This window comes from Acinetobacter sp. TUM15064, assembly GCF_008980265.1.
Lineage (GTDB): Bacteria > Pseudomonadota > Gammaproteobacteria > Pseudomonadales > Moraxellaceae > Acinetobacter.
Genome location: NZ_BKFU01000036.1, coordinates 1 through 26,420 on the forward strand (window position 1 = coordinate 1; position 26,420 = coordinate 26,420).

Consider the following 26,420-nt stretch of genomic DNA (forward strand, 5'->3'; position numbering starts at 1 on the left):
GTGCAGTTAAGAGAAAATGTGTATAAAGAGATTATTGATCATATCAATAACTCGTTCCAAATTGCTTTAGGTGACGAGTATGAAGCAGGGTTTAGATGGCACACTTGGAATGGCACACCTGCTTTGCGTTTCGTTGGTAATAATTGGAAGTATTGGACGGAGACTGTACTTAACTTGCATATCAACAACTCGCCAATGAGTTGTTCAATTACAATTTATATTGATAATCATACTGATGAAATTATTAAAAAAGTGAAACAAGTTTTAGCTAGAGGGGCTTATTCTCAAACTGAATCGTGGTATGAGAAAAATAATAAATTTTGGGCGATGCGTTGGGAACTTAATCAATTCGATTTAAATGAAGTCACTAAGCAAATGGTATTTTTACATAAAATATTAAATCGTGTAGAGCTTGAGAGACAGTAGCAACTTTTTAATAAATTGAATAGATAAGTAAAAATTGAGGTAAAAATGACAGTACAAAGCGAATATCAACTTGAAAATGAACTGATTCTACAACTCCAAGGACTGGGGTATGCAACAGTCACCATCAAGAATGAAAGCCAACTACTGTCAAACCTCAAAGCACAGATTGAACGAGCCAATGGTCTTGTACTACTGTCAGAAACTGAGTGGAAGCAAGTTATCAGTTTCTTGAACAAGGGTACCGTATTTGAACGTGCTAAAAACCTACGTGATCAGTTTCCTGTCAAATTTGATGATGGTTCAAGCAAGCACATCTTCTTTTTATCGGATGACCCAAGCAAAAATATCTTTCAAGTCACCAATCAAATTACGGTAGACCACCGTGACCATAATGGGCGTATCAGCCGCTTCGATGTCACGCTCTTGGTAAATGGACTACCTTTGGTACAGATCGAGCTGAAAAAGCGCGGTATGGAGATTGCTGAAGCTTTCAATCAAACCCAACGCTATATTCGTGAAGCGTATTGGGCAGGGCAAGGACTATTTGGTTTTATCCAACTGTTTGTTATCAGTAATGGCGCCAATACCCGCTATTACTCCAATGGGACCACTGGCATTGAGTTTGCCTTTCCTTGGGCAGATGTTGCCAATAAACATATAAATGAAATTGTTGATTTTGCTGATGCATTCTTAAATCAAAAGCATCTTACAGACATGCTGACCCAATACATGGTGATGTTGGAAACCAGTAAAAGTTTGATGGTATTACGCCCATATCAAATTTACGCCGTACAGAAGATTATTACCCATGTGCAGGACTCCAAGCAAAACGGCTATATCTGGCACACCACAGGTTCAGGTAAAACGCTGACTTCGTTTAAAGCGAGTCAACTCATCATGAAAATGCCTGATGTGGAAAAGGTACTGTTTGTAGTGGATCGTAATGATCTGGATACGCAGACTTCACGCGAGTTTAATGCCTTTAAAGCAGAGAGTGTGGATAGCACAGACAGCACACATACTTTGGTGAAGCAGCTCGATCAACGCCATGACAAGCTGATTGTGACCACTATTCAAAAGTTAAATCGTGCCATCAGTAATGACCGTTATGCGAAATCCATCAATTACCTGAAAGACAAAAAAGTAGTGTTCATTTTTGATGAATGTCATCGTAGCCAATTTGGGGATACCCATCAGAACATTAAAAAGTTCTTTAGCAATGCGCAGATGTTTGGTTTTACAGGCACACCAATCTTTGAGGAAAACAGCCAGTCCAAAGCAGGGCTAAAACTAACAACGGATTACCTGTTCAACCAGTGCTTACATCAATACGTGATTGTCGATGCCATCCGTGACCGTAACGTATTGCAATTCCAGATAGATTATCGTGGCAAGTACACCAGTAAAGGTATGGCGACCAATGAAAGCTATGATGATGTAGAAGGAATAGATACCAAAGAACTTTACGATAACCCGCAACGACTGGAAATGATTGCACGCTATATTGTTGAAACGCATGACACCAAAACTAAGAACCGTGAATTTACTGCAATGTTCTGTGTTAGTTCAGTCGATACTCTGACTCAATACTACGATTTGTTTGAGAAAGTCCAAGCTGAAAAGAAACAACAGGATGAAGCCCAAGGTCGATTGTTTAAGCCCTTGACCATCGCCACGATTTTCTCCTACGGTGCCAATGAAGCGGTCGATACCGTGGAACAGAATGGCTTGATTCAGGAAGAATCTACAGACACGCCAACTCAAATTAACCAGTCTAGCCGTGACAAGTTGGACCGTTACATTGCCAACTATAATGCCCAGTTTGGTACTAACTACAATTCTGGTGACGGCTTCTATGCCTACTACCGAGATATTGCAGATCGAGTCAAGAAAAAGCAGATTGATATTCTATTGGTGGTGAATATGTTCCTGACGGGCTTTGATTCAAAGCCCCTAAATACCCTGTATGTGGACAAGAACCTTAAATACCATGGTCTGATTCAGTCTTTCTCACGTACCAATCGTGTCTACAATGACAAAAAGCCTTTCGGAAACATCATTAGCTTCCGCAATCTGAAACGTGCTACGGATGAAGCCTTGGCCCTGTTTTCTAATAAGGAAGCAAGAAAGACAGTACTGGTACCAAGCTTTGAAGAAATTCAACAGGATTATGCGGATGCAGTCGAAAAATTACTGAACATTACCCCCGATTATCAAGCCGTGGATGATTTGCTGACTGAAGATCAGCAACTGGAATTCATCAAGGCATTCCGCGAAGTCATGCGTTACAACGCACAACTGCAAACTTTTGTGGAATATGATCAAGATCAGACTGTTTTAGATAAACAGCACTTTGCTAATTTCGCTTCAAAGTATGCTGACCTATGTCGAGCAATTCGTCAAATCACTAAGAAAGAAAAAGTCTCGGTGCTAGATGATGTCGATTTCCAATTAGATTTACTGCACAGTGATCGTATCAATGTGGGGTATATCCTGACGCTGTTACAGATGGCCGTTAATGCTGAAACAGATGAACAACGGAAGAAGTATGAAGCCCAAGTGCATGACTTAATTGGAGGGGATGTTAGCTTACATGACAAGCAAGACTTGATCCAAAAATTCATTGAAGAAAATATGCCGAAAATGATCAATGGACAGAGTGTACAAACAGCCTTTGCTAAGTTCTGGGATGCAGAGAAGGAACAGGCTTATCAACATTTCTGTGAGCAAGAAAACCTAAAACCTGAAGTGTTAAAACAGGTCTTGGATAATTATGAGTTTAATCAACGCTTGCCACGTAAAGAAGAAATGAAGGAATTACCTAACTTTAAGGTGAGGTTGTTTGAGCGAGATAATGTCTTGACCAATTTGCTGGCGAAAACGAGACAGTTGATTGAGAAGTTTTATGTCGAGTTTTAATAGAGGTAATAATTGGGTCAAAGCAATTATAAAAATTAAATTTATTAATGAGTAAGGTGGCAATTCATCTGCCACCATCTCAGATAGCTTAGTTTAAATTATATGAAGTCTTTACCTAAAAGAGGCTTTGTTGCATAAAGGATTTAAAGGCAAAGTTCTCCTAGGTGCCTCAAATTTAAGTGACAACTTGGGTATGAGGTCTGCCTAATTCTGCAAATTTATTTAAAATGGCTATACGGGCATGTATCTCATTGACTTGGCTTTGAAAGTTCCTAGCACTGAGTTTATCGCCTAATAATTTGATGCAATGCATCTTGGTTTCGACCAAACTTCGGCGATGATAGCCTGACCATTTTTTCCATAGTGTCCTGCCGAAACGTTTAACTGTTCGAAGTAATTCATTTCGCTCTCGCGAATGAATGTTGTTGTCTTTCCATGGCTTTGCATTTTTTCTGGGTGGAATCTTGCTTGTCGATCTGCAATGACCTGACGGCATTGTTTTGTATCATAAGCCCCGTCTGTATAAACTGTATCAATCTGTTCATCCAGCGGGATTTGATCAAGTAAATCCCCGAGGACTTGTGAATCACTCACATTATTCGTTGTGAGCTGAACTGCACGTATTTGTAGGGTTTTAGCATCTATACCAATATGTAGTTTACGCCATTGTCGATGATATTCAGGCTGATGTTTCTTGCGCTTCCATTCACCTTCACCTAGAAATTTCAAACCAGTGGAATCGATAAGTAGATGCAGCCCATTGCAACTCTTTTCATAGTTAATTTGAATATCAATATGCTTTTGTCTTCTGCAAATGGTCGAGTAATCTGGTGCCGCCCAATCTAATCCGCAAAGTTTAATCAGGCTTTGCACAAAGCCAGTGACCATACGTAAAGACAGACGGAATAAGGATTTAATCATTAAGCAGCATTGGATGGCTGTATCGGAATAAGTTCGATTTCGTCCGTGTTTGCTTTTGGGTTGAGCATACCATTGTGTTTTGGGATCAAACCAAATGGCAATATTCCCACCATTAATGAGAGCTCGGTTGTATGTGGACCAATTAGTTGTACGATAAATTTTAGGTGCAGGCTTATTCATCTCAAAATTATATTGTGAAATAAGCCTTTAGGATAGGTTTGTGCAACAAAGCCAGTTAAAAGCAGAAGGTGGAGAAAAGTGGGCTGAATATAACAGCACAGATGACTATGTAACGAAACAGAATCTTCTGAAAAATGCTTTACCAGCATACAAAGAGGCAGCAGACCAAGCACAAACATGGGGCATGGGGGGTAATAGTAGTCGAGCATTGAATGCAGTGACCACTGCGATTACCGCAGCATTGGGTGGACAAACCGACTTACAAGTGGTGACCAATACCCTAGCACCGTATGCAGCTCAGGTGATTGGGCAAGAATTTGGTCATGGAGCGGATAAAAACACGGCAGCACAGTTAGTGTCTCATGCGATCTTAGGGGCAACACTGGCTTATATTAACGGTGGCGACCCAACGGCAGGCGGAAGTGCAGCGGTTGCGAGTGAAGCGGCAGCGATCTATCTGACTAATCAATACAAAAATGACCCACGCTATCAAGACATCAATGGCGAGTTCCAGCCGAACTTACTTCCTGAAAATGTTAAAGCGCAAATCAGAGATTTAACGGCAAGTATTGGTGCTGTTATTGGCGGAGCAGCAGGAGATTCTAGTTATAACGCACAATTGGCAGGTGTGATTGGGCAGAATGCGGTGGAGAATAATAGTACTGCTGCTGATATGATTAATGCCAAATTGCAAGGTAAGACGCATGCTCAAGTAGCAGAAGATTTGGTTCAAGGTGCTGATGAACTATATCGGAAAAATAATTGTGCAGGATTAAGTGCCACAGCTTGTAATAGTAAAATGTATGCCGAGCGAAAAGAAGTACTTTGGTTAGCTACTGGTTTTCTTCCTGTGATTGGTGATATTCAAACACTAGCACAAGCAAAATCTGCTGGTGATGTGCTTTGGGCGATGGCAGGGATTGTTCCTGGGCTTGGCGAAGCTCGTCAGGCTTATAAAGTTGCTGAAAAAGCAGGTGACTTAGCTGGGATGAAAAAAGCCCTAGAACAAGGCGCAGCAATAGCAACTGAAAAAGGTTATGTGAATAAAACAAAAGTCACAGTAAATCAAACAGCACTAAAAGTTACTTCTAAAGCAGATCAAGATTTAGTTAATAGAATTGCTAAAGGTGAAGATAAAGGTGGAGAGCTGACTGAGCAATTATTTAATTCATTAGCAAAACAAAACGGATTTACAGTTGTTAAAGGCGGTAAATATGGTTCAAACAATGGGTTTGATCATATTTGGGTAGCAAAAGATGGCAGTGTTACGATTCTTTCTGACAGTAAACAAATTGCCAATGGTACTGTAAAACTCTCTTCAAATGCAGCGGGCGGAAATACGCAACTATCTGAAGCATGGGTTGCAGCAGTTTTAAAAGAGCTATCACCAAATGATCCAGCAAGATTAGCTATTGAGCAAGCAAGAAGGAGTGGAAAACTTCAAACAGCAGTAACAGGAGTAGATCGGGTTACTGGTCAAGCCGTGATTATTCCAGTCAGTGTACCCGCTAAATCAAAACCAACCGTGAAAAAATAATAGGAGGCTACGAATGCAAATAAATATGATGTGTGCACGACGTGAATTTAAAAATGCACAACAACGTTTTGATCATATGACAATGGTGATAAAAAGTTACTTAGATAGTGAGGAAATTATTAATAAAGAAGCTTTGCCATATATACAAGAAAGAAAAGGTAATCCTTTTGCTGCGATGATGGATATTGACTCCTATATCGATGGAAATATGGCAGGTGCTTGGATCTTTCATAAAGACTTAAAAACTTTTAAAAAACTAGCCTATGTCTATTCAAAGCTCAGTGTATTAAAGAGTGTAGAGTATAGTAATCCTGTGCCATTCTTTTTTCGTTCGGATTATACGAATGTCAAAGAACCCATGTTTCATATGCTGATGAGTGATAGTACTGAAATCAGAGATTTTTTAATTCGAAATATTGAAGACGTTGCGAATGATACTGAAGACTTAGAAGATGAATACGACTTAAATCGTCAAATGATTTATAACACCTTACTGATGTTGGAAGGCAAACAATTAGAGCTTTTAAAACAACGCAGTCAAAAAGTACTTGATGCTCCAGTGCCAAAAATTAAGCAATTTGCTAAAGAACTTGAACTCAGAAAATATGATTTTCAATTTTATCTTGCATTTGCAGAAAAAGATTTAGAAGGAATGAAAAAAGCATTAGAACCATTTTTTAATAAAAAAATAGCACAAGATGCAGCTAAGCATACACTCGTCTATTACGATTTTTATTTACAACCCCAAGTTGTTATATATGCAAAATTAGCTTCGATACATGGTTTCGATTTAGGCATAGACCATGAAATTGCACCAAAAGAACTTATTCAATATCAGCCACTCCCTGAAGAAGAATATCAAGATATTGTTGACTTTATGAAACCTTACAAACTTTCGTATCCATATGCATATTTGCAGAATTGGATTGATTACTATTTAAGAAAAACCGATCAGCTTTTTCCAGTTTGAGTAAATTAGAGACGAGAGTAACTGGCGCTAATTCGGGATGATTATTTGGCTTTGTTGCATAAACCTAGCCTAGAAAGATTATTCAGTCCTATAATTTCAGTATGAATAAACCTGCTCCTAAAATCTATCGTACAACTAACTGGTCTTCCTACAATCGTGCCCTCATTAACCGAGGTAATATTTCCATTTGGTTTGATCCAAACACTCAGTGGTATGCACAACCACAAGGCAAGCAAGGTCGAAATCAAACTTACTCTGATACCGCTATTCAATGCTGTTTAATGATCAAATCTCTATTCAGACTCTCTTTACGCATGGTCACAGGTTTTGTTCAAAGTTTGATTAAACTGTGTGGATTAAATTGGATTGCGCCAGATTACAGCACGCTTTGTCGAAGACAAAAACATAATGATATTGCGATTAGCTATCAAAAAAGTAGCGATGGGCTACATCTACTCGTAGATTCAACTGGTTTGAAGTTTCTAGGTGAAGGTGAATGGAAACGTAAGAAACATGGACCTGAATATCGTCGCCAATGGCGTAAGCTTCATATTGGTATTGATGCCGACACCTTGCAAATACGTGCAGTACAGCTCACTACAAATAATGTGAGCGATTCACAAGTACTCGATGATTTACTTGCTCAAATTCCTTTAGACGAACGAATTGATTCGGTCTATACCGACGGTGCTTATGATACGAAGTACTGCAGACAAGTCATTTTAGATCGAGATGCACATGCGGTCATTCCACCAAGAAAAAATGCAAAACCATGGAAAGATCAGAAATTGAGATCTTTAGAGCGGAATGAATTATTAAAAACAGTGAAACGTTTAGGAAGAATGCTTTGGAAAAAATGGTCTGGTTATCATCGTCGAAGTTTGGTCGAAACCAAGATGCATTGCATCAAATTATTAGGCGATAAATTAACAGCAAGGAGTTTTCCTAGTCAGGTCAATGAGATTCATGCACGCATAGCAGTATTAAACAGATTTACAGAATTAGGCCGTCCTCATACCCAAGTTGTCACTTGAGTTCTGTTCAGATAAGCAGGTGCTGTCTTTTAAATCTTTGTGCAACAAAGCTGTTCAATCACAAAAAATTCATGATCGTATTATTATGCTTTTAGTTGAATTAAAGTTGACTCAAGTTTTGTAAATGAGTTGATAGAACTTATTGAAGCTTCATAGTAATTAAAATGAGAATGGCATGAATCAATTTTCTGAAGAAGACTTATCCAGAATTATCGAAATGGCCTGGGAGGATCGAACCCCATTTGAAGCCATTCAATGTGAGTTTGGTTTGAACGAAGCGGCAGTGATCCGCTTGATGCGGCAAAATATGAAACCCAGTAGCTTTAAAATGTGGCGTGCACGTGTGACAGGCCGAAAAACCAAGCATCTGCAGCTGCGTTTACCTGATGTGATACGGGCCTATTGTTCACGCCAATACAAGCGTTTCTAAGTGTTTGATTTTGATTACCGTCTGGACTCACGTTTACATCGTTCAGAACAATATTGTACTTCCTCCCAGCAGCGGTGCCATTTCTTGCGCCAAGTAAAAGGGCGCAAACAGTGTATACAGATTTTTTCAGGGAGATGCTGTTTTTTCATCGTTTATAACTCATTGATCTGGCTAAGAAGTTGCTGGGCATGGCTGATAATCTGATGCCGATCTTTAAGTTTATCTAGCTGTCGATAGATCATGCCCATACGTGGATGAGTACGAAATTTCGCCTCATTCCGGATCATGAAATACCAGTACAGGCTATTGAACGGACAGCTATCTAGCTCGGTGCGAGTTTTGACATTGTAGCTACAGTGCTTACAGTAATCGGACATCTTATGGATGTAATTGCCCGAGGACGCATAGGGTTTGCTGGCCATCAAGCCGCTGTCGGCATGCATCACCATACCCAGCGTGTTCGGTAGTTCTACCCATTCATAGGCATCGGCATAGACTGCCAGATACCACTCGCTGATCTGCTGCGGGTCTACACCAGTTAATAAGGCAAAATTTCCAGTCACCATCAAACGCTGGATATGATGCGCATAGGCATGCTGAAAAGTATTACGGAAACACTCAGCCATACAGTTCATCCGAGTGCGGCTAGTCCAGTAAAATTGTGGCAATGGTGCTGAGTGCTGCAGTGCATTGTGGCTGGCATATTCTGGCATGTACAGCCAGTAAATTCCGCGAACATATTCGCGCCAGCCGAGAATCTGTCGGATAAAACCTTCCACTGCATTCAGTGGTGCATGACCGGCATGGTATGCAGCTTCTGCCGCATCACAGACTTCTTTAGGTAATAGCAGACCACAGTTCAGATAAGGTGAGAGCAGGCTGTGAAACAGCATGTCTGAGTCTTGAACCATGGCATCTTGATAATCGCCAAAATGTGGCAAACTGTGGGTAATGAAATGCTCCAGTGCAAGCAGAGCATTGCTACGTGTGGTGCCCCAGCGGAAGTTGTCAAGGCTGCCAGAGTGGCGGGAAAATTCACGTTCAACCAATTCAAGCACATCCAGATCAATCTGATCGTGTTCAAAGTGAAGTGGTGCAGGCAAAGGGGGATTGCCAGCCCAGGCCTTACGATTGGCGCTGTCATAGTTCCACTGTTCTCCAAACGGCTGCTGTCCTTGCATCAAGTAACCGGTCTGCTTGCGCATTTCCCGGTAAAAATATTCCATACGCAGTGTCTGGTAGCGACTGGCCCAGTGCCGGAACTGCTCCGGACTACAGAAAAAACGTTCATCATTCAGGCATTGTACTGGCAATTGCAGCTGCTGGCTCCAATACTGTTCAATCTGCTGCTGTAAACGATATTCCCCGCAGTGCGTAATGACCAGTTCTGTGACTGGTAAGAGTTGCTGCTGTGACTCTACGAAATCCAGCAGGCTACGAATCGGACTATCAGATTTAAAAGCATGGTAACGTACACGCCAGCCTTCTGCTTTGAGTTCTTTGGCAAAATGACGCATGGCGCTAAAAATCAGGGCAATTTTCTGCGGATGATGGGCGACATAAGTGGCTTCCTCAACAACTTCGGCCATCAGGATCACATCCCTGATACGATCCAGCGCTTTGAGCGTAGCAAGCTGATGATGAAGCTGGTCACCCAGAATTAAACCGAAACGCATAGCCATTCCAGACCCTATGAAAGATAGCGCAGTGTAAGTCAAGACAGTTCAATTTTTTGTGAAAATAAAGATCATCCTGCATGTTGAATCAATCCAACTCGACCAGATGGCCCGCAGACATCGCACAGAAATGATGAGTACTGCTATAACAAAATATTCATCCCTACAATGCTAAAGCCAGTTGATGAAACTCGCTTTACATGATTTCTTAATACATGAGTAGTGTGAAAATTATGTGATTTTAATCAAAAAGATACAAATTATTATGGTTGTAATTCAAGTAGCTCACGCCTAGTATCTGGCTTGAAGTTACTCCATGTGAGCTTCCTTAGTTTTGTTCCATACACCCCTCTGTATGGGATTTTTTTAATCAGGGAATTGTCATGAGCATGCATTCAAAAGCGTATATTTTTAGACAGCAGCAATTACTAGTGGATGAGCATTTTCAGTTGCCACAGGTAGAAAGACTGCAGCACGACCTAAACCTGTCGGAAAATTGCGAGATCATTGCTCGTGACCTGAAAGAAGACGAACCGGTGCCGGAAGGTTATCAGCTGGTTCCAATCCGGCAACTGGTGCAAGTCTGGAGCAGACCGCAGTTTGAACAGGCCAGCCGTGCGGTACAGTTACTGGAATGGCGCCGTAACCACCGCTTTTGCAGTAAATGCGGTCACGCCACCCAGCAGCATGCCACCCAGTATGCCATGATCTGTCCATCCTGTGGCTTTAACCAGTATCCGCGGGTGAATCCCTGTGTGATTACCATCATTACCCGAGGTATAGATGAAATTCTGCTGGCAAAAAATGCTCGCAACAAAACCCAGATGTACAGCCTGATTGCAGGCTTTGTTGAAGTTGGAGAAACCCTAGAAGAGGCAGTACGCCGTGAAACGCTGGAAGAAGTGGGGCTGCAAATCAAAAATATTCAATATCTAGCCAGTCAGCCGTGGCCGTTTCCTAGCAATCTGATGATGGCCTTCAAGGCAGAATATCACGGAGGGGAAATTCAGATTCAAGAAAATGAACTCAGCGATGCGCAATTTTTCAAATTTGATCAGTTACCCGAGATTCCGTTCAAGGGCAGTATCGCCTATGCCATGATTCAGCATGTGATGCATGGAACACCTGTTGCAGATGACAGCAAAGAATGGCTTTGAAAAAGTAATTCTGTTTGGGTCTCTCAAATAAGCTGCAATAACGCCCTAGGTAGTGAATATTCAGGTGGCATTTCCTGATCTGGAAAAACTGAATCGCATCATTTGATCTTCACGCTTTGTTCACATCTAGCTGGGTTATCTTAATCCTGAGATCCAACAAGGCTAAAAAATGAAGATGCGATTTAAGTCTGCTTTTGCAGCGATAGCACTGTCTATCATCAGCTTAAATACAACAACTCAAGCAGAAACTGCTGCGCCTCAGGCAGTTGATCGGGTAGATATCCAGAAGTATGCCGGTAAATGGTATGAAATTGCGCATTTACCGATGTATTTTCAGCGTAAATGTATAGCTAATATCACGGCACAATATAGCGTCAATGCCGATCAAACTATCGGGGTATTGAATAGCTGCCGAATTGCCAATGGCGAGATAATTAGCTCTGAAGGTGTTGCGTATTCGCAAAATCAGGGGAACAGCAAACTGAAGGTCAGCTTTTTGCCTAAAGGTTTAAGATGGATACCCTTTACTAAAGGTCATTACTGGGTATTACGAGTAGACCCGGAATATAAAGTGGCACTGGTGGGTGGCCCAAGTAATAAATACCTATGGATTTTGTCACGTGAACCGCAACTAGATGAAGCAACTTATCAGTCATATATAGACACTGCGAAAGATTATGGCTATGACGTGACAAAACTTATCAAATTGCCTCATTAATCTGCTAACCTTTTGCCGAACTGATAAATCTCTCAACAGTTCGGTTTTTTTATTTACTTCACATAAAATTCATACCTGACTGATTACACTCATCAAATAGAATAAATACAATCGCTCGAAAGTAGGATGAGTCCATGTTGAAAACTCTGATGCGATGGATAGACAGCTGGTCCACACCCACAGCGCCCGAAACACTGACGGCTGAAAACAGCAAGATTCAGTGGCAGCGGATTTTACCCTTTATTCTGTTGCATCTGGCTTGTCTAGCAGTGTTCTGGGTGGGAGTGTCGTGGTTTGCAGTGGGCTTTATGCTGCTGTTCTACCTGATTCGTATGTTTTCCATTACGGCTTTTTTTCATCGCTATTTATCGCATAAAACCTTTCAAACCTCGCGTCCAGTGCAGTTCCTATTTGTATTACTAGGCACCATGAGTGCACAGCGTGGCCCCTTATGGTGGGCAGCTCATCATCGTTATCACCACCGCTATACAGATTCGTCACAAGACCCGCATTCATCTACCCACGGTTTGTGGTATAGCCATGTGGGTTGGTTTCTGAATGAATATAACTTTGCCACGCGTAAAGAAGTCATCAAAGACTGGCTGAAATATCCAGAATTAATCTGGCTAGATCGTTTCAGTTTGATTGTGGTGCTGCTGACCGCAGGCGGAATTTATGCATTGGGGGAATGGCTAGCCATCACGTGGCCGCAACTCGGTACATCAGGCCTGCAATTGCTGGTCTGGGGCTTTGTCATCTCTACCGTGTTACTGATCCATGCCACCTTGTGTATCAATTCACTGGCGCATCATTACGGCAGCCGGGATTTTGACACTGAAGATCAAAGCCGCAACAACTTATTCCTATCCATTATTACCTTGGGCGAAGGCTGGCATAACAACCATCATTATTATGCTGGCAGTACCCGGCAAGGCTTTTACTGGTGGCAGATTGATATCACCTATTATCTGCTGAAACTCATGTCCTGGCTCGGGCTGGTCTGGGGACTCAAGCCAATTCCAGCACGGGTCTATGAAGCCAGTAAAATTAGCCAGGCTCGAAAACAGAAAAAAGCCGCTACAGCAGGCACTCACACGATTCAATCGAAGGAATCACCATGAAAATTGCGATTATTGGTTCAGGTATTTCCGGTCTGTATGCTGCCTGGAAACTCAGCAAAGTGCATGAGGTCACGCTGTTTGAAAAGAATAATTACTTTGGCGGCCATACCGATACTCATCAGTTGAATATAGACGGCGAACAGGTTGCAGTGGACAGTGGCTTTATTGTATTTAACGAGCATAACTATCCGCTGTTTTGCGCGATGCTAAAAGAACTCGGGATTCAATCGCAAAGCAGTGACATGGGCTTTTCGGTGAATAATCAGGTCAGCGGCTTACAGTACAATCCTTCAAAAAAATTCTCGCTGTTGTTTAGACCACAAAACTTTTTAAAGGCTGATTTTCGCGCGATGTTGTCGGATCTGTTCCGTTTCTATGCCGCCAATAGAGATCTGGATGTCGAGCAGGTTGATGCACAACTCAGTATTGATGAGTATCTGAATCAGCATGGCTATTCCGAAGCCTTCCGTCAGGAACATCTCTATCCGATGTGTGGGGCGCTGTGGTCCTGTCCGGTGGAGCAAGCCGGACAGATTCCCTATAAATTTGTGGTGAGCTTTTTCCAGCACCATCGCATGTTGCAACTGAAAGACCGGCCGTTATGGCTTACGGTCAAGGGTGGATCGGCTCGCTACGTTCGTGCGATTCAGTCTCAGGCCAATATTAGCTTCCGCAAAACGGGTGTTCTCCATGTATCCCGTACTGCCAATGATGTGCTGGTTGAAACGACACAGGGCAGCGAACGTTTTGACTGGGTCGTATTTGCCAGCCATGCTGACGACAGCCTGAAGTTACTGAAAGACCCGTCCGCGCAGGAGTTGGACGTACTGAGCAAGTTCCGCTATCAGGATAACCGCATGGTGGTGCATTCTGATACCCGCATCATGCCAAAATCCAGACGCCAATGGGCCAGCTGGCATGTGCATGTAACCCCGAGTCAGGCCACGGAACAGACCCCATTCCAGCACAGTGGTATGCATTATGGTTTCAGTTACTGGATGAACCAGTTACAAAACCTGAATTGTAAAACCCAAATCTTTGCCACACTCAATCCTAACTTTAACCTCGATCCGAAAAAAATATGGGTAGAACGATATTACCGTCATCCAGTATTTGATGCTGCCGCGATTGAGGCACAACAACGTTGGGCTGATGTTAATGGTCAGAACCGGACGTCATACTGTGGTGCCTACTGGGGCTGGGGCTTTCATGAAGATGGAGCGCGTAGTGCTTCATGGGTTGTAAATCAGTTGCTGCAACACACTGAGCAAGTGGCTTAGGAGTACAGAATGCAAATGTATCCACTGGCTATCGCTTCTACCGAAATTCGCCATCGTCGCTATTTGCCCAAATCGCATGCTTTTGAGGTGAAGCTTAGCTATTTATGCTTTGATCCGGATCAACTGGCAAATTTTACCCAAAAATCTTGGTTCTGGTCTTCTAGTCGCTGGAATTTATTGACCTTGGATGAGCGTGACTTTCTGAACATGGAATATGGCTCGATTCGGCAGAAAGTTGCACGGTTACTGATCAAGCACGAAAACTATCATTTACCACATGCTGCATCTATTCGTGTACTGGCTTTACCACGCACACTGGGTTTTCGTTTTAATTCTGTGGTGTTTTATTTGATCTTTGATACGACCGATCAACTGATTTTTATACTGAGTGAAATCACCAATACACCGTGGAATGAACGTCAGGTGTACATTCACGATTGTCGGCACAATGTAACTAAACATACGCCTTACCAGAGCCACCAGTTTGACTTTAAAAAGGCCTTTCATGTGTCACCATTCATGCCGATGTCACTGGATTATCGTTGGCGTTTTAGCTTTTCAGAACAGCAAAATGTGATTCACATGCAGCTGTTTGAACAAGAAATAGTGCAATTTGATGCCACGATGAAATTTAAGCTGCAAGCCATCACACTTCCTTCACAGCAACATCGATATGCTGTATTAAAAGTTCTTGAGCCCTTTAGGATGGTGAGTGGGATTTATCTACATGCTTTGCGCTTATGGAAAAAGAAAATTCCGTTTTATCGGCATCCTAAAAAAGAAAAAGGAAATACATTACGATGAAAACACTGTTAATGGGAGAACATACCGAACTGCCGATAGTCCTACGCCATATGCTAAAATTGCGTCATGGTCAGTTGATATTTAAAGGTATTTGGAGTGGTTTGGTCGGGGAAAACTATAGTGATTTGCATGCGGTAATTCAAGTTCATGACCAACGACTTATCGATTTGCTATTCCGTAATGGTGTACTGGGGGCAGCAGAAGGCTATATTCGGGGTTACTGGAGCAGTGAAGATCTGGTCAATGTAATTCGTATTCTAGCGCGTAATCGTGATGTGCTTGATCGAATGAATCAAAATGTAGTGGCAAAAGCCAGCCAGTTGGTACTCAAGGCTTGGTATAAATCCCGCAAGAATTCGATTGATGGAAGTCGTCAGAATATTGCTGAGCATTATGACTTGAGCAATGAGTTTTTTAAATTGTTCTTAGATTCCAGCATGATGTATTCCAGTGCTGTCTTTAAAGACCCTTGTATGAGCTTGGAACAAGCTTCAGATTATAAAAAAGAATTGATCTGCCAGAAACTTCAATTGAAACCGATGGACCATTTGGTCGAAATTGGTAGTGGCTGGGGAGGCTTTGCGATTTATGCGGCTCAGCATTATGGCTGTAAGGTGACCACCATTACCATTTCCAAAGCTCAGTACGATGAAGCACTCGCCCGAGTTGCTGAAGCAGGGCTGTCTCATCGGGTGTCTGTACAGCTTCAGGACTACCGTTTACTCGAGGGTAAATACGACAAATTGGTGTCCATTGAAATGATTGAAGCAGTTGGTGAGCAATATTTACCAACTTATTTCCGAAAATGCCGCGAGGTCCTCAAGCCGAATGGTCTAGCCTTGATACAGGCGATTACGATTGAAGATGCACGCTATGTTAAAGCTTTAAATACGGTAGATTACATTAAGCGTTATATTTTCCCCGGTAGTTTTATTCCATGTATCAGTGTGATCACGCAAACGGCTTCTGAGCAAAAACTTCGTCTCAAACATCTGGAAGATATTGGTCAAAGCTATGCACAAACCCTGAAGTGTTGGCGCCAGCGTTTTCTGGAGCAGCGTGATCAAGTACTGCAACTTGATTTTGATGAGCGTTTTATACGTATGTGGGATTTTTATCTGTGTTATTGCGAAGGTGGTTTTAGGGAAGGTGTGATCAGTGATGTTCATTTGCTGTTTGAAGCCAGTGCTTACTAAGCAGAAATAAAACAGGAGGGCGACATGCTGCTAGATTTATTTTTGCTCAATGTCTTCATCATGCTCTGTAGCTGGGTGTTGGTGACCTATAACCGCAGAGCAGGGCTGGTCGATGTCGCTTGGAGTTTCAGTATTGTCCTTAATGTGATTATTCCCGCTTTGGCGATTGACAGTGCACCGATGTTGGTTCGGTTATTTCTGGGACTGGCGAGTGGGATCTGGTTTTCACGTCTGACTTGGCATCTGTTACGGCGCTATGCCAATGAAACCCAAGAAGACACGCGTTATGCCAACATGCGCCGAGCGATGGGGGATTATCAGCATCTTGGTTTTCTGGTGTTTTTTATATTCCAGGCAGGTTTGGCTCTACTGTTTTCTTACCCAATGCTGAAGTTGTTAAGTATCTCGACCGAGCAATGGAATGACTGGACTTTGGTCACTGTGATTGTGGCGGGCATGATCATGCTCTCGGCTTTGATAGGTGAAAGCACTGCAGATCAGCAACTTTACCGTTTTAAGCTAGATCCACAGAATCAAGGTAAAACCATGGATCAGGGCTTGTGGAAATATTCGCGCCATCCGAATTATTTTTTTGAATGGCTGCATTGGTTTGCCTATCCAGTGCTCGGTCTGGCAGTAGGATGCTATGAATTATGGATTTATCCACTGCTGATGTGGCTATTCCTGTACTACTTTACAGGTATTCCATTTAGTGAAAAACAGGCGCTCGCCCACCGTGGTGACAACTATAAAGACTATCAACGACGAACTTCAATGTTTATTCCGTGGCCACCCAAAGAATAGGTAAATACATGGACTTTATGATTCAACAATCTTTAAAACTGATCGAAAGCGGCAAAGTGCCTGACCCGCTGATTCGGGCCGGCATTCGTACTTTAAGCAAAAAACGTTTGGCACAAGAAGGTCGGTTTAACCCTGCATTGGCAGCGCAGCGCTATATGGATGTGCTGACCATGCTGAAAAACAGCGAAATTGCCATTGAGACAGACAAAGCCAATGAGCAGCATTATGAACTGCCGACCGCATTTTTTCAGGCAGTACTCGGTAAGCGTTTGAAATATAGCGCGAGTCTATTTAAACATGCCGATATGACGCTAGACCAAGCCGAAGAAGCTGCCCTTGCATGCTATTGCCAGCGAGCACAACTGAAAGACGGGCAGGATATTTTGGAAATTGGCTGCGGTTGGGGTTCTTTAAGTCTATATATGGCCGAGCATTATCCAACGGCCCGTATTACAGTCGTGTCAAATTCTTCAACGCAGCGCGAGTATATTCAGGAACAAGCCCGTTTAAAAAAACTGGATAACCTTAATGTGATCACTTGTGATGCCAATGTATTGCAACTTGAACCTGCGTCATTTGACCGTGTGGTATCGGTGGAGATGTTTGAGCATGTACGCAACTATCAAAAACTGTTTGAAAATATTAGTATTTGGCTCAAACCAGATGGCTTATTGTGGTGTCATATTTTCTGTCATCGTTTCTTGCATTATCCGTTTGAAGTTAAAAATGAGTTTGACTGGATGTCGCAATATTTCTTTAGTGGTGGTTTGATGCCAGCAGCCTCAACTTTCCTACATTTTCAGCAGCATTTACAGCTAGAACAGCACTGGCAATGGGCGGGCACGCAGTATGAACGTACCGCAAATGCTTGGCTAGAAAATATGGATGGTAAACAGGTGGAGCTAAAGCCCTTATTTGAAAAAACTTATGGCGCGGATGCCGCAATCTGGTGGCAGCGCTGGCGGATTTTCTTTATGGCCTGTGCCGAGCTATTTGGTTATGACAATGGACGCGAGTGGGTCATTGGCCACTTTCTGTTAAAGAAGAAAGCCTTATAATTGAACAGTGGGATTGGCCAGCGGGAATGCATCAATGTTAAAGCTATTTAGGGATAAACGTGATCATCCTCTGAGTGAGGTGTTTAACCGCTACTACTGGCTGCAAATCGGATTCATTGCCTTGTCTGTGGTGATTGGGATTGGCTTCAGTGCCTGGGTGATTAAAGGTTCTTTGCTCAGAACGGCGCTAGAACAGGAAATGTCACACTACTGGCAGCGATTAGAACGTAATCCTGCTGCAGAATTGCCCGATACCAAAAACCTGTATGGTTACCGCTGGAACACTGTGCCACCCTCCCAATTTAAGAATATGTCACTTGAGCAAGGGGTGAAACGACATTTTGTCGATGGCAAGGAACGCATGACCGTTTATGATGAAAAAGACGGGCAGCATGTGCTGTTGGTTTTTGGCGAAAGCAATGTCAATAAACTGGTCTGGCTGTTTGGTCTGGCACCACTGATGGTCAGCTTGTTTGTACTTTATAGTATGTTATGGTGGTGGAACCGTCGTGCCCGGCGCTATTTTTCTCCCATTACAAGGCTTGCCAACGCACTGGAACATATTGATTGGGAAGATTATAAAAATCAGGCTTCACCGTTTCAGGACATCCGTACCGACTCCAATCTGGAAGCGGAATATCTGAAGCAGGCGCTAGAAAAATATCATCAGGTATTAAGCGAGTTTATTCAGCGTGAACGTGAATTTACTGGTGATGTCAGTCATGAGCTTCGCACGCCACTTACCATCTTAAAAGGCAATGTGCAGTTATGTCAGGCCCGCTATGGCGACAATAAGTCCTTTACCCGCCTGCACAATACCATTGAAGATATGCAACTGCTGGTCGATACTTTGCTGGCTATCGCCCGCAACACCACCAATACTTTAAGTGCAGAACCAAGCATGCTGTCCCAGTTACTGGACAATCTGGTGCAAGATCTGGACAGCGTTAGCCATAACAAAGGCATGCAGATTGATCTGCAAAAAGACCTCGATGAACAGCCACGTAAACTGTATCCGTCAATGACCAAAATGGTGTTTGGCAATATTCTGCGTAATGCGCTGAACTATTCACAAGGCACAGAAATTAATGTGATTCTGCAAAAAAATAAAGTACTCATTGCTGACAATGGAGTCGGTGTTCCTTTGCCAAATAATGCCAAAGTCCAGGAGCTATCTGGACAGCAGCTGCAACTGGAAATCAAAGGGCACGGGATTGGCCTGCAACTGGTACAGAAGTTGTGCAAGCAGCTGGGCTGGCGGGTCGAGCTGTTTGACCGGCAGTATTATCTCAGCACCCATCAGGATGTTGATCTGGAGATGACGACCGGCTTAATCGTGGTAGTGTATTTAAACTAGATCTCTGTCTGCCTAAAAAGATTAGGTTTCTAAAGCAATCTTTAAACCGACACCAGATATGGTATGAATCAGTTTTTGCTCAAAAGGCTTGTCGACCATTTTACGCAGATTGTAGATGTGACTACGCAGGGCATCACTTTCCGGCTCTTCATCACCCCAGAGTTCCATCATGATTTCCTGTTTGGTCAGGACTTTAGGAGAATGACGCATCAACAATTTTAACAATTTAAACTGAATCGGAGGCAGTTCAATGCTCTGCCCAGCCCGGGTCAGCTGCTGTCTTGCCGGGTCCAAAATCAGGTCGTGAATTTGCAGACGGCTACTGGACACTTCACCCAGCGAACGCTTGATCAGAGCTTTGACCCGCACCACTAGCTCGTTAAAGTCAAACGGCTTAACCAGATAATCATCCGTGCCGGAATTGAAGCCTTTGAGTTTGTCGTCCAAGGTATCCCGAGCGGTCAGCATCAGCACTGGCAGGTCCAGACCTTCTTCATGACGCAGCCATTCACACAGTTCATAACCGGAACCGTCTGGCAAGTTAATATCCAACAGCAAGATATGATAGCGTTGCTGTTTCAGTAGCTGGCGCGCAGCATTCAGATTGCGGGCATGATCCACCACAAAATCATGCTCTTCCAGAAACTCGCATAAGGTAGAGGCCAGTTCATAATGGTCTTCAACCATGAGGATAAAATGTTTGGACATAGTCGCGGATACTAATTTAATAATTGCTGTTTTAATTTAGCACTAAATGGCTGGGGACCAAGCCATATATTAAAATATTGCTGGGCCAGCGGATGCTGCAGCTGCCCTAAATTTTTCCGGTTGAGGGATAAACTCAGGGTTTGCGTGGCATGGCTGTATTTCAAGCGGTACAGATCACCTGATCTGACCGGACGATACAAATCGCTGATCGGATTGAAAATGGCCTGGATGTTGGGGTCTTTGACATTACGCTTGAGCAGATGTGTAGCTGCACGCTTAAATGCCCATTCAGGAATATTCTGTGTATAGGAAAAGTCCATCTGGATCGTCTGCTCTTTCCAGGATTGGCTACAGTTTTGCGCAAAGTAACTAGCCACACCGACCTGTTTTTGTCCCACCATGAGTGGGCCATTACCACATTTATTTAAGCTCTGTGCATGCGCCCACGAACCGAAACTCCCGAGCATCAGTACAGTGGTTATGGCTACTTTTTGAAAGGCAGTACCCATGAATAGGTTCCTCCTACATATGGCAAAGAACGATACAGACCATTGGCCGGATCCCAGAAATCTTGTTGGAAAATAATCTGATGGTTTGGGTTGACCTTTATTTCACTGATTCCAAATGAATCCATTGTTCGTGTCTTCCCGAACATTTTAAAATCATAAACCATATGCCAATGCACATAGGCAGAGTCTTGATGATATGAAGTATTTAATAGGCTGACAGTGACATTACTCACCCGCTGGTTCATACCTTGAAAATGTTCAAGCAGTTTTTGACGCGATGAAAATTGCGACAGAGTGTCGTTAATAAAAAGCTGATCTGCATACAGTGCTCCAGCATTTTCAACGAATTTAGGTGTGCCCAACGTATTAAATGCCGAAGTGAAGCGGGTGCCGATTTCTAGTGCTTTTGCATCATCTAAGGGTATTCCTTGAATACTCGCTCTGGCATTTGCATAATCAGAGGAATAACGAGGAACACTTTTACATCCTGACAGGAAAAGCACTGGTAAGGATAAGGCAATTGCCACTAACGTTTTGACTTGATTCATGTTCACTGTCCATCTTCACAGTTTATCCTCCCACTCTAGAGAGGCTGAAGTGAACAGAATGTGAAGATAGATGCTAAAGACAGTACATTGAATAGAATTTTGATGATTAAGGATTAAATTTCACTTTCTCTTTTTTTTTCAGTCATTAGCCAATGAATGATATTCATGACATCACGATTTTCGTTATTTTTTCTGACCATTGCATAAAAATTATAGTCACAATAGATAAAACCAAAAGGGGCAATGACCCTTCCATTTAATATTTCTTTTTCGACTAAAATTTGAGGCGCTATCGCAATTCCTAACCCAGACACAGCCGCTTCTATCATTAAATTCAGACGATCAAAATAGCGATCATTCGCTTTTGGGGAAAAGTGAATTTGGGACTGATTAAACCATGTATGCCATGCACTTTTATTTGAGTGGGTATGAAGTAATGGATAATTTAAAAGATCATTTTTTGTATGAAGCGGATTTATTTCACGATTACAAATAGGACCCATGTTATCGGGAAATAACAGATATTTATTCAAAAAGTTGGGAAGCATATGATTCTCACTGATGCTATTGATCAATATGTCAACTTTCTCTTTTTCTAACAATTTTAAGTCATTACACGTCATTAATTTGATATGGATATTGGGATAGATTATTTCGAGCTTTTCTAATCGGGGAATCAGCCAATTTGCCATAAAACTATGAGAAGCGCCTATGACTACTTCTACCTCTGATGTTTTATTTGTTAACTCAAAGACACATTGTTCTAAACGATTAAAAAGATGCGTACAAACTCGAGATAATTCTTCGGCGTCCGCCGTCAGAGAGATGGTCGAGGAATGTCGAATAAACAATTTTTTATCTAACCATTCTTCTAGCTGTTTTATTTGATGACTAATCGCACTATGGGTGACACACAATTCTTCCGCAGCTAAGCTGAAACTTTTATTTCTGGCGACGGCTTCAAATGCTTTTAAAGCATTAAGGGGAGGTAATGTTCTGCGTTTCATGTTGTAAAATTTTCTAACACCATAAGCTCAAAATATATCAATTATCAGAAAAATGAAAATATTTTAAGATGAAAAAAATGGATACAGCAAGAGATATGAGATGACAACCCCTTATACAGGTAATGGTCCTGATGACTTGGGATTTTTTGGTAAATTTGGTGGATGTTACATGCCAGAGAGCTTAATGCCAGCACTTCAAGAATTAGAGCAAGCCTTTAATACTGTTCGGCAAAAACCTGAATTTTGGGCTGAATATCAGCAGATTTTAACGGACTTTGTTGGTCGTCCTAGTCCTCTATTTTATGCAAAAAACCTAACAGCTTATGGAGGCGGCGCTCGAATATATTTCAAGCGAGAAGATTTGAACCATACGGGTGCTCATAAGATCAATAATTGTGTAGGGCAAATCTTATTAGCCAAATTTATGGGCAAAACCAGAATCATTGCAGAAACGGGTGCTGGGCAACATGGTGTTGCAACAGCAACGGTTTGCGCGCTGTTTAAGATGAAATGTATCATTTTTATGGGAGAAACAGATATTCAGCGCCAACAAATGAATGTTGAACGTATGAAATTACTCGGTGCTGAAGTCAGAAGTGTTCAAAAAGGGCGTGGGACTTTAAAAGATGCCATGAACGAAGCATTACGTGACTGGATTCGTCATGTGGATACAACCTATTACCTATTGGGTACGGGTGCAGGCCCTCATCCATATCCCACCATGGTGAGAGAATTTCAGAAAATTATTGGTTTAGAAGCCAGAAACCAAATACTCCTGAAAGAAAATAAACTGCCTGATGCCTTAGTTGCTTGTGTTGGTGGTGGATCAAATGCATTAGGGTTGATGCATCCCTTTATAGAAGACCTGAATGTCAAAATGTTTGGCGTTGAGGCGGGGGGGAAAGGAACACATACTGGGGAACATGCCGCCTCTATTTGCAAAGGTCAAGTTGGTGTGCTGCATGGCAATTTAACCTATTTATTACAAGATTTAGATGGGCAGATTTTAGAAGGACACTCTATATCAGCCGGCTTAGATTATCCTGGTATTGGTCCTGAGCACGGCATTCTGTTTGAAACAGGACGTGTCACATATACGGCTATAACCGATCAAGAAGCTGTAAATGCATTTCAGCTTTTAAGCCAACAGGAGGGTATTATCCCTGCGCTTGAGAGTTCTCATGCAATTGCGTATGCGATTCAACTTGCTCAAGAAATGCAGCCAGAACAGATTATTATTGTCAATTTAAGCGGCAGAGGTGACAAAGACTTAAACACGGTCAAAAAATATCTTGCAGGAGCTAAAGCATGAACCGTCTAGATCAAAAATTAGAGCAATTGAAACTGGAAAATCGAAGTGGTCTGGTCTGTTATTTTACTGCTGGAGATCCTAATTTCGTAGAAAGTTGTCGTCTGTTGAGCCAATTAGGTCAAGCTGGGGCTGACATTATTGAAGTTGGCATTCCTTTTTCAGATCCAGTTGCAGATGGGGAAATCATTCAAGCAGCGCATCTTAGGGCATTAAGTGCAGGTCAAACGGTAAAACAAACCATTGAGTTGGTAAAAGCAATCAGGCTGCATGATGACCAGACACCAATAATTTTCATGACTTATTTAAATCCGATGATGCAATATGGTTTTGAGACACTTATCGCCGAAACAGAAAATCTTATAGATGGAATATTGATTTTAGATGCTCCATATGGATATCGAGAAAACTTTGAAGTGCAATTAAATGAAAAAAATATGCATTTCATTGCAATGACAGCGCCGACTACCCCAGTTGAAAGGTTAGAGCAAATCTCAGCGCGCGCGACAGGTTTTTTATATCATGTTGCAGAAAATGGTTTAACAGGAGGAGACTTCAATCTGTCTAATCTTGAGAAAAAGATTGCTGAAATTAAGCCTATTTTTAATATTCCAGTTGCAATTGGCTTCGGGATCAAAAATGAAAGCCACGTTAAAGCCTTAGCCAATAAAGTTGATCTTATTATCATTGGCTCAGCGCTTGTCGATACTTTTTTTAATAAGGGAATGATCGCGACTTTAGAAAAGGTCACAGTTTTTTCGCAGATACTGAGAGAAAATAAATAATATCCTGTTTTTTAATCCGTATATTTAAAGTTAATTTATCAAGAACCATATGTGATAAAACCCTCTCCCGTAAGGGAGATGAAACTTTGTATGTGGATTTTTTCTGAAAGTGATCACTTTTTAAAAATCACTATTATCATACAGATGTGACATACGTTTTTGCTTTGTTTCGAGATAATTCTTATTAAAGCTATTTAAGCCTACTTTCAAAGGAATACGTTCAACAACATTAATTCCCAAATCAGTTAAAGATTTAATTTTAAGCGGATTATTTGTAATGAGTTTTACATTTTTTATTTTTAAATAATCGAGCATAATGGTACACATATCATACTTGCGAGCATCCGCTGGCAGGTTTAATAATAAATTGGCGTCAAGGGTATCATGTCCTTGGTCTTGAAGTGCGTAGGCTCGAATTTTATTGGTTAGTCCTATGCCACGGCCTTCTTGGCGTAAGTATAAAATGACACCTTGACCTGCATCATTAATCATTTTCATGGTTGAGTGTAATTGTGGACCACAATCACATTTGAGTGATCCAAAAGCATCTCCTGTTAAGCATTCTGAATGTATTCTGACCAGTACAGGTTGATTCGAAATAGTATCCATGTCTTTGGCAAGAGCGATATGTTCTTCACCAGTACTTTGATCTTGAAATGCTATAATTTCAAAATCGCCAAATGCAGTAGGTAACTTTGATTTGGAAACAAATTCTATAGCCACTGAAGAATACACCTATATAAATTTATATTTAATACAATTTAATTAATCTATCTTAAAAGCATCGGCCGAACTTTTTGCAGTTATAAATTTCAGCGTTTTACTCCCAATTAAAGAGTATGTATCTGATAGTGAATTTTATGTGAAATGTTATTTAACCCACCTGTAGCCTAGATGTTCAAAAAAGAGCAGATGATTTAGTGAAACGGAATTTTAATGCTGATCATCCTGACCCTTGCGAAGCAGTGCTCAGGTCGATGACTTCACGTATATTCAAACCAATTCAGGTTGGGTCTATATCGCCTTTATTATTGATGTGTTCTCACGAGCAATTGTTGGACGGAAAGTATCTACACGGATGAATACAGATATGGTGCTCGATGCATTAGAGCAAGCATTGCACGATCGAGGTATGCCAAAGAATGTGATTCACCATTCCGACAGAGGTATGCAATATCTTTCCATTCGTTATACCAATCTTTTAGAAGCAGCAAATATAAGAGCATCAGTCGGTACGACTGGTGATTCATACGATAATGCTTTGGCTTAAACAGTGAATGGCTTATACAAAACAGAGGTGATTGAATATTTAAAAGCAGATTGGCAAAGTTTAGCAGATGTACAACTTGCGACACTAAACTGGGTAGATTGGTTCAATAAAAAGCGTGTACACAGTGCACTGGGTTATGTATCGCCTTTTGAGTTTGAAGCAATGTACTATGATAAGATTAACCCGTTAGGTCAGGTGGCCTAACTTAAATAAAAAAGTCTCCGACAAACCCGGTACGGTTCACCCGATAAAATCCCATTAAACAAGAGGAATCTTATTTAAGCTTCCTCTTGTGAAAAATTGTGGGACAGCAGTGGCTTATAGCTCCCATTTTTTGTTAGCTTTCCAAGTCCCTATGTTAATTTGAAGAATACTTCATCATAATGTCTGAATACAGCTATATTTTTTTGATTTCTACAATATCACTTGATTCAATTAGCGATTGGATATTACCAAATAAACTTTGAATATAATCAGACGCTATATGGATATCTAAATCCTCCCTGCTACGCCATTCTTCTAAGAAGAAATATCTACTCGAGTCATTTTCGCTAATATAAAGCTCATATTTCAAGCATCCTTCTTCTTGAAGCGTAGGCTCTATTACACTTTGTAAAAGCGCTTCTAACCTCTCTTTTTGATCTGATTTTGCCTTAAAGTTCGCAATTACTGAAATAGTCATTATTTCACCTTTAA

24 protein-coding genes and 3 pseudogenes are annotated in these 26,420 nt (G+C 41.7%); 18 read left to right on the forward strand and 9 right to left on the reverse strand.

What is annotated here, in order from left to right; all coding sequences use genetic code 11:
* Positions 1-426, forward strand: a pseudogene (locus GBI16_RS11370) (hypothetical protein); the annotation flags it as partial.
* 45 nt (positions 427-471) lie between these two features.
* The gene (locus GBI16_RS11375) at positions 472-3,345 is read left to right on the forward strand and encodes a type I restriction endonuclease subunit R (protein WP_151707105.1); all 2,874 of its coding nucleotides are present in this window, start codon (positions 472-474) and stop codon (positions 3,343-3,345) included.
* Between the two features lie 175 nt (positions 3,346-3,520).
* Here the strand turns inward: GBI16_RS11375 and GBI16_RS11380 are convergent.
* Positions 3,521-4,446 (reverse strand): annotated as a pseudogene (locus GBI16_RS11380) (IS5 family transposase).
* A 40-nt stretch (positions 4,447-4,486) separates the two neighbouring features.
* On the opposite strand from GBI16_RS11380, the gene GBI16_RS11385 reads away from it, so the two are divergent.
* From GBI16_RS11385 to GBI16_RS11400, 4 genes are all read left to right on the forward strand, one after another.
* Entirely contained in the window at positions 4,487-5,983 is a 1,497-nt protein-coding gene (locus GBI16_RS11385; protein ID WP_228267834.1) for a VENN motif pre-toxin domain-containing protein, read from the forward strand.
* Positions 5,984-5,996: 13 nt separating this feature from the next.
* Complete coding sequence (locus GBI16_RS11390) at positions 5,997-6,953, forward strand: Imm49 family immunity protein (protein WP_119063189.1); 957 nt, start codon at positions 5,997-5,999, stop codon at positions 6,951-6,953.
* A gap of 101 nt (positions 6,954-7,054) precedes the next feature.
* A complete protein-coding gene (locus GBI16_RS11395) occupies positions 7,055-7,987 on the forward strand; it encodes an IS5 family transposase (RefSeq protein ID WP_151707106.1) in 933 nt (310 codons plus the stop codon).
* Between the two features lie 175 nt (positions 7,988-8,162).
* Positions 8,163-8,417, forward strand: coding sequence for a TIGR03643 family protein (locus GBI16_RS11400; RefSeq protein WP_058952279.1), 255 nt, complete (start codon positions 8,163-8,165; stop codon positions 8,415-8,417).
* 14 nt (positions 8,418-8,431) lie between these two features.
* Here the strand turns inward: GBI16_RS11400 and GBI16_RS11405 are convergent, their stop codons facing one another.
* Positions 8,432-8,566, reverse strand: a complete 135-nt coding sequence (locus GBI16_RS11405) for a DUF2256 domain-containing protein (RefSeq protein ID WP_081408287.1) — start codon at positions 8,564-8,566, stop codon at positions 8,432-8,434.
* Between the two features lie 3 nt (positions 8,567-8,569).
* On the reverse strand, positions 8,570-10,093 hold the full coding sequence (locus GBI16_RS11410) for a cryptochrome/photolyase family protein (RefSeq protein WP_151707127.1): 1,524 nt from the start codon (positions 10,091-10,093) through the stop codon (positions 8,570-8,572).
* Between the two features lie 383 nt (positions 10,094-10,476).
* Here GBI16_RS11410 and nudC point away from each other — a divergent pair, with 383 nt between their 5' ends.
* From nudC to GBI16_RS11455, 9 genes are all read left to right on the forward strand, one after another.
* Entirely contained in the window at positions 10,477-11,250 is a 774-nt protein-coding gene (gene nudC, locus GBI16_RS11415; RefSeq protein ID WP_171494562.1) for an NAD(+) diphosphatase, read from the forward strand.
* A 169-nt stretch (positions 11,251-11,419) separates the two neighbouring features.
* Positions 11,420-11,968 carry a lipocalin family protein gene (locus GBI16_RS11420; RefSeq protein ID WP_004981577.1) on the forward strand — a complete coding sequence of 183 codons (549 nt, stop codon included), beginning with the start codon at positions 11,420-11,422 and terminating at the stop codon, positions 11,966-11,968.
* 134 nt (positions 11,969-12,102) lie between these two features.
* Entirely contained in the window at positions 12,103-13,089 is a 987-nt protein-coding gene (locus GBI16_RS11425; RefSeq protein ID WP_151707107.1) for an acyl-CoA desaturase, read from the forward strand.
* Entirely contained in the window at positions 13,086-14,369 is a 1,284-nt protein-coding gene (locus GBI16_RS11430; RefSeq protein WP_151707108.1) for an NAD(P)/FAD-dependent oxidoreductase, read from the forward strand. The genes GBI16_RS11425 and GBI16_RS11430 overlap by 4 nt, the downstream gene beginning before the upstream one ends.
* A 9-nt stretch (positions 14,370-14,378) precedes the next feature.
* Positions 14,379-15,173: a DUF1365 domain-containing protein gene (locus GBI16_RS11435; RefSeq protein ID WP_151707109.1), complete on the forward strand. Its 795-nt coding sequence runs from the start codon at positions 14,379-14,381 to the stop codon at positions 15,171-15,173.
* Positions 15,170-16,369: a cyclopropane-fatty-acyl-phospholipid synthase family protein gene (locus tag GBI16_RS11440; RefSeq protein ID WP_151707110.1), complete on the forward strand. Its 1,200-nt coding sequence runs from the start codon at positions 15,170-15,172 to the stop codon at positions 16,367-16,369. Before GBI16_RS11435 ends, GBI16_RS11440 begins: the two co-directional genes overlap by 4 nt.
* Before the next feature lie 24 nt (positions 16,370-16,393).
* The gene (locus GBI16_RS11445; protein ID WP_151707111.1) at positions 16,394-17,173 is read left to right on the forward strand and encodes a DUF1295 domain-containing protein; all 780 of its coding nucleotides are present in this window, start codon (positions 16,394-16,396) and stop codon (positions 17,171-17,173) included.
* 8 nt (positions 17,174-17,181) lie between these two features.
* Positions 17,182-18,231: a cyclopropane-fatty-acyl-phospholipid synthase family protein gene (locus tag GBI16_RS11450; RefSeq protein WP_151707112.1), complete on the forward strand. Its 1,050-nt coding sequence runs from the start codon at positions 17,182-17,184 to the stop codon at positions 18,229-18,231.
* A gap of 34 nt (positions 18,232-18,265) precedes the next feature.
* Complete coding sequence (locus GBI16_RS11455) at positions 18,266-19,588, forward strand: HAMP domain-containing sensor histidine kinase (RefSeq protein WP_151707113.1); 1,323 nt, start codon at positions 18,266-18,268, stop codon at positions 19,586-19,588.
* A 21-nt stretch (positions 19,589-19,609) separates the two neighbouring features.
* On the opposite strand, the gene GBI16_RS11460 is transcribed toward GBI16_RS11455, so the two are convergent.
* The 4 genes from GBI16_RS11460 to GBI16_RS11475 form a co-directional block, all read right to left on the reverse strand.
* The gene (locus GBI16_RS11460) at positions 19,610-20,296 is read right to left on the reverse strand and encodes a response regulator transcription factor (RefSeq protein WP_086209427.1); all 687 of its coding nucleotides are present in this window, start codon (positions 20,294-20,296) and stop codon (positions 19,610-19,612) included.
* 11 nt (positions 20,297-20,307) lie between these two features.
* Positions 20,308-20,805, reverse strand: coding sequence for a chalcone isomerase family protein (locus GBI16_RS11465; protein WP_151707114.1), 498 nt, complete (start codon positions 20,803-20,805; stop codon positions 20,308-20,310).
* Positions 20,781-21,353: a nuclear transport factor 2 family protein gene (locus tag GBI16_RS11470; protein ID WP_151707115.1), complete on the reverse strand. Its 573-nt coding sequence runs from the start codon at positions 21,351-21,353 to the stop codon at positions 20,781-20,783. Before GBI16_RS11470 ends, GBI16_RS11465 begins: the two co-directional genes overlap by 25 nt.
* Before the next feature lie 113 nt (positions 21,354-21,466).
* On the reverse strand, positions 21,467-22,360 hold the full coding sequence (locus GBI16_RS11475) for a LysR family transcriptional regulator (protein WP_151707116.1): 894 nt from the start codon (positions 22,358-22,360) through the stop codon (positions 21,467-21,469).
* 100 nt (positions 22,361-22,460) lie between these two features.
* On the opposite strand from GBI16_RS11475, the gene trpB reads away from it, so the two are divergent.
* The gene (trpB, locus tag GBI16_RS11480; RefSeq protein ID WP_151707117.1) at positions 22,461-23,672 is read left to right on the forward strand and encodes a tryptophan synthase subunit beta; all 1,212 of its coding nucleotides are present in this window, start codon (positions 22,461-22,463) and stop codon (positions 23,670-23,672) included.
* Entirely contained in the window at positions 23,669-24,454 is a 786-nt protein-coding gene (trpA, locus tag GBI16_RS11485; protein WP_151707118.1) for a tryptophan synthase subunit alpha, read from the forward strand. Before trpB ends, trpA begins: the two co-directional genes overlap by 4 nt.
* Positions 24,455-24,574: 120 nt before the next feature.
* Here trpA and ribA read toward each other — a convergent pair whose 3' ends face one another.
* Entirely contained in the window at positions 24,575-25,177 is a 603-nt protein-coding gene (ribA, locus tag GBI16_RS11490; protein WP_151707119.1) for a GTP cyclohydrolase II, read from the reverse strand.
* A 158-nt stretch (positions 25,178-25,335) separates the two neighbouring features.
* Between ribA and GBI16_RS11495 the strand changes: the two are divergent.
* A pseudogene (locus tag GBI16_RS11495) lies at positions 25,336-25,928 on the forward strand (IS3 family transposase); the annotation flags it as partial.
* Positions 25,929-26,121: 193 nt separating this feature from the next.
* Here GBI16_RS11495 and GBI16_RS11500 read toward each other — a convergent pair.
* The gene (locus tag GBI16_RS11500) at positions 26,122-26,406 is read right to left on the reverse strand and encodes a putative quinol monooxygenase (protein ID WP_005206902.1); all 285 of its coding nucleotides are present in this window, start codon (positions 26,404-26,406) and stop codon (positions 26,122-26,124) included.
* Positions 26,407-26,420: the final 14 nt, after the last annotated feature.